This window comes from Paenibacillus forsythiae T98, from assembly GCF_000520735.1.
Classification (GTDB): domain Bacteria; phylum Bacillota; class Bacilli; order Paenibacillales; family Paenibacillaceae; genus Paenibacillus_AQ; species Paenibacillus_AQ forsythiae.
The window spans coordinates 1-7,077 of record NZ_ASSC01000231.1 but is presented as its reverse complement, the minus strand read 5'-3'; the positions used below and the strand labels follow the sequence as shown (position 1 = coordinate 7,077).

The window sequence follows — 7,077 nt, the reverse complement described above, 5'->3', positions numbered from 1 at the left end:
TATCGGCATGGCGGGTTCGGCGCTTCTGGCCGCCAAGCTGGGACGCCCGCGTTCCCTGTACGAGGAGACGGTTTCCTTGCTGGAGGCGCTGGAGCTTCCGACCAGACTGCCAGCGGAATACGGCGAGGAAGACATCATTGAAGCAATGATGCATGACAAGAAATTCAAGGAAGGCCGGATAACGTTTATCGTTCCCGACGAAATTGGGGCCGTCAGCATTGTGGACGGCGTTGAGGAGTCCGCAGTGCGTGAGGTTGTCCGGCAGCTTAAAGAGGAGGGAAGCCCATGGTAAACCGGGGGATTCGCGGAGCAACAACCGTAACACAGAACGACGAAGCGGAAATTCTGCGGGAAACCGTCCTGTTGCTGCGGGAAATGGTTGAACGCAACGACATTATTGCCGAAGATATTTGCAGTGTGTGGATTACGATGACGACCGACCTGGACGCGACCTTTCCGGCGCGGGCGATTCGGGAAATCGAGGGCTGGGAACTGGTGCCCCTTATGTGCTCGACTGAAATTCCGGTTAAGGGCAGCCTGCCGAAATGCATCCGCCTGATGGTGCAGGTTAACACGGACAAGAGCCAGCGCGAAATCCGCCATGTATACCTGAACGAAGCGCAGAAGCTCCGTCCCGATTTATCCGAGAGCAAATAGGCGCGGCGTATCTGTCAGGCGAATGACAGTTTACCGGGCGCTTTCCAGGGGAACGCTTTAAACAGGGGTGTAAGGCTCCTTCACCAAATAGAGTTGTCCAGGGGTTGTCAATAAGCGTTAGTATCATGTATAGTGTAATCAGACGAGTGAAGCAGAGCCTAGACTGAGATTAGATGAGCAGAGAAGAGCAGAGTGTAAGGGATTTTAGAATAATACAAGGTGCGGGTATGCCGGGGCTGCAAGCAAAGCAGGCTCACAAGAGCATGGATACCTGATGATAGATATCTCGCCCGTTATGTATATTCCGGATTTTACCGCCCTTATGTGACGATAGTGTCCTTTTCGGAAATCGTATTTGCGTTGTTTGGATGTGTGGAATTTCCTATGCCTCCATACGCCGCGAAGCTCATGCATTTCCTGAAGACCGAATTTCAGCTCTTATATACGCTTGTTTAACCAAACCTCTACTTCGGTGGGGGTTTTTCTGTATGTTGGGCCCTGTTTCGAGGCTGAAGCCCCGTTGATCTTAATGTGCTTAACCTTTCCAAGTCCAAGGAGGAACGACAAATGACCAGTCCCAGTGTAGAACAAGTGGTGTCGCTTTCGCGGCAGTATAATCTGATTCCCGTAGTAAAGCGGCTGCTGGCCGATATGGAGACCCCGATCCGGATCTTTCAGCGGTTCGCCAGCCGGAAGAATGCCTTTCTGCTGGAAAGTGTGGAGGGCGGCATCCAGTGGGCCCGGTATTCGTTCATCGGCAGTGACCCGTTTCTGCTGATCTCCGGCAAAAAGGGCGCGATCAATGTGGAAATCGGCGGCGAGACAAAACAGCTCAAGGGCAAGCCGATCGAGGAGCTGAAAGGTCTGCTTCGTTCGTACCGCAGTCCCAAGCTTGCGGAAATGCCGCCGTTTACCGGCGGAGCGATCGGATTCTTCGGCTATGACCTGCTTCAGTATTACGAGAAGCTCCCGGCCCATGCCATCGACGATTTGAACATGGATGATATTCGCTTCATGTTCTGCGACCTAATCATCGTCTTCGATCATGTCAAGCAGCAGATTCTGCTGGTCGGCAACCTGCATATCAAGGATGGCGATACGGATTCGGATATCCGGGCGAATTACGAGAAGCTGAACAGCAAGCTGGAAGAAGTGGCCGAGGAGCTGTGCAAGGAAACGCCGAGAGAAAATATGAACCGGAGGAGCATCCCGCAGGATATCGAGCTTGGCGATATTCACTCCAATCTGACGAGGGAACAGTTCATTGATAATGTGGAGCAGGCCAAGGCGTATATCCGGGCCGGCGATATTTTTCAGGTGGTGCTGTCGCAGCGGTTCCATATCAATACCGAGGTGTCTCCGCTCCATGTATATCGGCTGCTGCGCACGCTGAATCCGTCTCCGTACATGTACTATCTTAAAATGGATGAGGAGATCATCGTCGGAACATCGCCGGAGGCGCTGGTGAAGGTGGACGGCGACCGCGTCGAGACCCGCCCGATTGCCGGAACGAGACCCAGAGGCGAGAACGAGGCCAGGGACCGGGCGCTGGCGGCTGAACTGCTGGAGGATGAAAAAGAGAGAGCCGAGCACCTGATGCTCGTCGATCTTGGCCGCAATGATATTGGCCGGGTATCCAGGTTCGGAACCGTCAAATGCGATTCCTTCATGGAAATCGAGAAATACTCCCATGTCATGCATATGGTGTCGAATGTGTCGGGGACGCTCCGCGAGGACAAGGATTTCTTCGACGCTTTTCTGTCCTGCCTCCCGGCGGGCACCGTATCCGGTGCGCCGAAGCTGCGGGCGATGCAGATTATCGCCGAGCTGGAGCGTGAAGCGCGGGGAGCGTATGCGGGGGCCATCGGCTATCTTGGTTTCTCCGGAAATATGGATTCCTGCATTACGATCCGGACGATTATCTTCCGCAAAGGCCGGGCCTATGTCCAGGCGGGAGCGGGAATTGTATGGGATTCGGTGCCGGAGAAGGAATATGAGGAAACCGTGAACAAGGCAAAGGGCATGCTCAAGGCGATCCGGATGGCGGAGGCGATGTTCCCGGCCCAAGCGAAAACCGGCGGCAGCATCAATCAGGATTATATGTACGAGTACACTCCTTGACGCCAAGGGCGCGGGAAGCGCCCGGAGCGGGCAATTATCTACTATTAGCGGGAGGAGAAAGAAACGATGAACAGCAATGCCAATTCATTGATTCAGTCCGGGATTGCCGGACTGATTGAAGGCAAGGACCTGACCCGGGAGCAGGCGCGGGATATCATGAACGCGATCATGGAAGGGGCGGCCACGCAAGCCCAGATGGGATCGCTGCTGACCGCGCTGCGGATCAAGGGGGAAACGGTGGAGGAGATCACCGGCTTCGCGGAGGCGATGAAGGGCTTCGGCACCCCGGTTGCGACGGAAAACTCAAGGCTGCTCGACACCTGCGGAACAGGCGGATCGGGGATTCACAAGACCAATATCTCCACCACTTCAGCCATTATTGCCGCCGCCGCTTCGGTGCGCGTCGCCAAACACGGCAACCGTTCCGCTTCCGGCAGAACGGGCAGCGCCGATGTGCTGGAGGCGCTTGGCGTTAACATTCACCTGGATGCGGAGCAGGCGAAGCGGTGTCTGGACGAAATCGGCATCTGCTTTCTCTTCGCGCAGCTCTACCATCCGTCCATGAAGCACGCCGCAGGTCCCCGCAAGGAGCTGGGCGTACGGACGGTATTCAACGTGCTTGGCCCGCTGACGAACCCGGCCAGAGCGGACCGGCAGCTTCTTGGAATATACGACAGGAAGAAGACCGGAACGCTTGCCCTGGTGCTGAAGGAGCTGGGCCTGAAGCGTGCGCTAGTGGTCAGCAGTTATGAGGGCCTTGACGAGATCAGCATTTCCGGACCGACCGCTGTGGCGGAGCTGAAGGATGGCGAGGTCAAGGCCTATGACATTACCCCGGAAGAGCTGGGGCTTTCCCGGCATCCGCTTGAAGCTATTCTCGGCGGCGGACCCGAAGAGAATGCGGCCATTATTCGCGCGGTGCTAGGCGGCGAGAAGACGCCGTACCGGGATATCGTGCTCGCCAATTCCGGAGCCTGCATTTATGTTGCCGGTCTCGCGGATACACTGGCCGAAGGTGTGCGCAAGGCGGCGGATACCATTGATTCGGGCGCGGCGGCCCGCAAGCTGGAGCAGCTCGTCGCCATAACGGAGGAACTGAAACATGTATCTAGATAAAATTGTAGCTACAAAGATTAAAGAGGTTGAACTGCTCGGTCAAACCTTCTCCCTCGCCGAAGCGGAAGCGCAAATCGCCGGACTTCCGGCTACGCGCGGCTTCCGCAAGGCGCTGACACTTGGGCGCAAGCGCGATATGGGGCTGATCGCCGAGGTGAAGAAGGCGTCCCCCTCCAAGGGGCTGATCCGGGCCGATTTCGATCCGGTGGAGATTGCCAGGGCTTATGAGTCCGGCGGAGCGGACTGCCTCTCCGTTCTGACCGACAGCCAGTATTTCCAGGGCAGCGGCGATTATTTGCGGCAGGTCCGCGAAGCGGTGGCTCTGCCGCTCCTGCGGAAGGATTTCATCATCGACGAGAAGCAAATCTACGAGGCGCGGCTGCTCGGCGCGGACGCCGTGCTTCTGATCGCGGCCATTCTTACGCCGGCTGCGCTGTCCTCCTTCACGGACACGGCCGCCGGGCTCGGCCTCGACGTCTTGATTGAGGTTCATGACCGGAGCGAGCTGGAAGCCGTGCTGGATACGGGCAGAGCTGAGCTTCCCCATGTGCTGCTCGGCATCAATAACCGCAACCTCCGCACGTTCGAGACCGCGCTTACAACGACAGCCGAGCTCGCGGCGCTCGCTCCGCAAGGGGTTCCCCTGATCAGCGAGAGCGGAATCGCAGGGCCGGAGGACATCGCTTATCTGCAGACCACGGGGGCCCAAGGCGTGCTTGTCGGGGAATATTTTATGAGACAGCAGGATGTGGAGCAGGCGGTCGGCAAGCTGCTCGGCCCTGTTCTGCGGGACAAGGACCAGGTGCGGAATGGCTGAGACGAAAGTAAAAATCTGTGGACTTCAGGACGTTGAAGTGCTAAAATCTATGGTACACTTGCCGGTTGATTATATCGGCCTTGTCTTTGCTCCGAGCCGCAGGAAGGTAACGGCGGAGCAGGCTTCGCGGCTGATATCCGTTCTGGCCGATTGGCAGACGGGCAAGGCTCCTGTTGCCGCCGGGGTATTTGTCGACCCGGACAGGGATGAATTAAACGGGATTCTTGCCGCTGCGCCGCTCGGCGTTATTCAGCTGCACGGGAACGAAAGCCCGGCCTTTTGCCGGGAGATCAAAGAAGCCTTTCCAGGCGTTCAGGTATGGAAGGCTCTCTCTGTAGCGGTTGAAGATGGCGGCGCGAATAACGATGAACTTGCGCTTGAAAGCTATGCCGGAACGATTGACGCCGTGCTGCTTGATACGTATGACCCCGCTCAGCGGGGCGGCTCCGGACGCACCTTTGCCTGGGAGGAGATCCCGGATTACCGCAAGCGCGCGAGCGCGCTTGGCGCGCCGCTGTTTGTCGCCGGGGGACTCTCGCCTGACAATGTCGGCGGGCTTCTGGCGGCTTATGCGCCGGATGGAGTCGACGTATCAAGCGGGGTGGAAAGTGACGGAGTTAAAGATATAGCCAAAATCACAGCTTTTGTGGAAAGGGTGAAGCAATCATGATACAGGTGCCGGACCGGCATGGACGTTTCGGAGCTTTCGGGGGACGCTTCGTGCCCGAAACCTTGATGAATGCATTGATAGAGCTGGAGGAGGCCTATAACAAATTCTCGGCTGATCCGAAGTTTCAGGAGCAGATCGATTATTTGCTTAAGCAGTATTCCGGACGCGAGACGCCGCTGTACTACGCCGAACGCCTCAGCAAGCAGCTGGGCGGGGCGAAAATATATTTGAAGCGCGAGGATTTGAACCACACCGGCGCCCACAAGATCAACAACGCGATCGGACAGGCCATTCTGGCCAAGATGATGGGCAAGAAGAAGGTGATTGCCGAGACGGGAGCAGGCCAGCATGGCGTGGCTACCGCTACTGTCGCGGCGCTGCTGGGAATGGAATGCAAGGTGTTCATGGGCGAGGAGGATACCCGCCGCCAGCAGCTTAACGTGTTTCGCATGAAGCTGCTCGGAGCCGAGGTTATTCCCGTTACATCCGGCTCGCGGACGCTCAAGGACGCCGGGAACGAGGCGCTGCGCTACTGGGTCAGCAACGTTAACGACACGTTCTATGTTCTCGGCTCGGCGGTCGGCCCGCATCCCTACCCGATGATGGTCCGCAATTTCCAGCGGATTATCGGAGACGAGACGCGCCGGCAAATTCTGGAGGCCGAAGGAAGGCTTCCGGAGGTGCTGGTAGCCGCCGTCGGGGGCGGCAGCAATGCCATCGGCATGTTCTATCCTTTCCTTGAAGACGAGACCGTACAGATGGTTGGCGTTGAAGCCGCTGGCAAAGGCATCGATACGCCATTTCATGCCGCCACGATGAGCAAGGGCAGCCACGGGGTGTTCCAGGGCTCGATGAGCTATCTCCTTCAGGATCAATACGGCCAGGTCATTGAGGCCCATTCCATCTCGGCCGGGCTGGACTATCCCGGCGTCGGACCCGAGCACTCCTATCTGAAAGATATCGAGCGCGTCAAATATGTGCCCATTACCGACCAGGAAGCGCTCGACGCGCTGAAGCTGCTGTGCGTGACGGAAGGCATCATTCCCGCGCTGGAGTCTGCGCATGCCGTTGCGCAGGCGGCGAAGATTGCGCCGACGCTCTCTGCGGACAGCATCCTTGTTATCTGCCTCTCGGGCCGGGGCGACAAAGACGTGGAATCCATTATGGCTTATACGGAAGGAGATGGGCTGAAATGACGACCGAGACGACGAATCGCATGGATCTGACATTCCGGCGGCTGAAGGAACAGGGGCGTGCCGCGCTGATTCCGTTTCTGACCATAGGTGATCCCGATCTGGAGACGAGCCTGGCCATTATTGCCGAGCTGGAAGCGGCGGGAGCGGACATTGTGGAGTTGGGCGTTCCTTACTCCGATCCTTTGGCGGACGGACCTGTAATCCAGCGCGCATCATCGCGGGCGCTGCGCGGGAATATCCACCTGCGGACATGCATGGAAGCGGCGCTGAAGGCGCGCGAGGCCGGTAGCGAGCTGCCGTTTATTCTGTTCACTTACTATAATCCCGTGCTGCAAATGGGACTTGATACGTTCTTTGCCGAACTCAACCGGCATGAGATCAGCGGCTTAATTATTCCGGATTTGCCGATCGAGGAAGCGGAAGAAATGCGCTCCCGCAGCCGCGACGCCGGCATCAACCTCGTTCCTCTGGTTGCGCCGACCTCCAGCGAGCGCATCGCG

Annotated in this window: 7 protein-coding genes and 1 pseudogene; all 8 read left to right on the top strand. The window is 57.6% G+C overall.

Going from position 1 to position 7,077, the window contains the following annotated elements; all coding sequences use genetic code 11:
- A pseudogene (locus tag L692_RS32505) lies at positions 1 to 292 on the top strand (3-dehydroquinate synthase); the annotation flags it as partial.
- Positions 286 to 657 (top strand): chorismate mutase, encoded by a 372-nt coding sequence (aroH, locus tag L692_RS0108110; protein WP_025698821.1) that lies wholly within the window; start codon positions 286 to 288, stop codon positions 655 to 657. The pseudogene L692_RS32505 and the gene aroH, both read left to right, overlap by 7 nt.
- A gap of 567 nt (positions 658 to 1,224) precedes the next feature.
- Positions 1,225 to 2,778 carry an anthranilate synthase component I gene (gene trpE / locus L692_RS0108105; RefSeq protein ID WP_025698818.1) on the top strand — a complete coding sequence of 518 codons (1,554 nt, stop codon included), beginning with the start codon at positions 1,225 to 1,227 and terminating at the stop codon, positions 2,776 to 2,778.
- 66 nt (positions 2,779 to 2,844) lie between these two features.
- The gene (gene trpD / locus L692_RS0108100) at positions 2,845 to 3,894 is read left to right on the top strand and encodes an anthranilate phosphoribosyltransferase (RefSeq protein WP_025698816.1); all 1,050 of its coding nucleotides are present in this window, start codon (positions 2,845 to 2,847) and stop codon (positions 3,892 to 3,894) included.
- Positions 3,881 to 4,711, top strand: a complete 831-nt coding sequence (gene trpC, locus L692_RS0108095) for an indole-3-glycerol phosphate synthase TrpC (protein WP_025698815.1) — start codon at positions 3,881 to 3,883, stop codon at positions 4,709 to 4,711. The genes trpD and trpC overlap by 14 nt, the downstream gene beginning before the upstream one ends.
- The gene (locus tag L692_RS0108090) at positions 4,704 to 5,381 is read left to right on the top strand and encodes a phosphoribosylanthranilate isomerase (protein WP_025698813.1); all 678 of its coding nucleotides are present in this window, start codon (positions 4,704 to 4,706) and stop codon (positions 5,379 to 5,381) included. Before trpC ends, L692_RS0108090 begins: the two co-directional genes overlap by 8 nt.
- Positions 5,378 to 6,577, top strand: a complete 1,200-nt coding sequence (trpB, locus tag L692_RS0108085) for a tryptophan synthase subunit beta (protein WP_025698811.1) — start codon at positions 5,378 to 5,380, stop codon at positions 6,575 to 6,577. Before L692_RS0108090 ends, trpB begins: the two co-directional genes overlap by 4 nt.
- A partial coding sequence (trpA, locus tag L692_RS0108080; protein WP_025698809.1) for a tryptophan synthase subunit alpha occupies positions 6,574 to 7,077 on the top strand: 504 nt, incomplete at its 3' end. The genes trpB and trpA, both read left to right, overlap by 4 nt.

Coding starts and splice junctions, on each gene's coding strand:
- aroH (WP_025698821.1), top strand. CDS start 286: ATGGTAAACCGGGGGATTCGCGGAGCAACAACCGTAACACAGAACGAC.
- trpE (WP_025698818.1), top strand. CDS start 1,225: ATGACCAGTCCCAGTGTAGAACAAGTGGTGTCGCTTTCGCGGCAGTAT.
- trpD (WP_025698816.1), top strand. CDS start 2,845: ATGAACAGCAATGCCAATTCATTGATTCAGTCCGGGATTGCCGGACTG.
- trpC (WP_025698815.1), top strand. CDS start 3,881: ATGTATCTAGATAAAATTGTAGCTACAAAGATTAAAGAGGTTGAACTG.
- L692_RS0108090 (WP_025698813.1), top strand. CDS start 4,704: ATGGCTGAGACGAAAGTAAAAATCTGTGGACTTCAGGACGTTGAAGTG.
- trpB (WP_025698811.1), top strand. CDS start 5,378: ATGATACAGGTGCCGGACCGGCATGGACGTTTCGGAGCTTTCGGGGGA.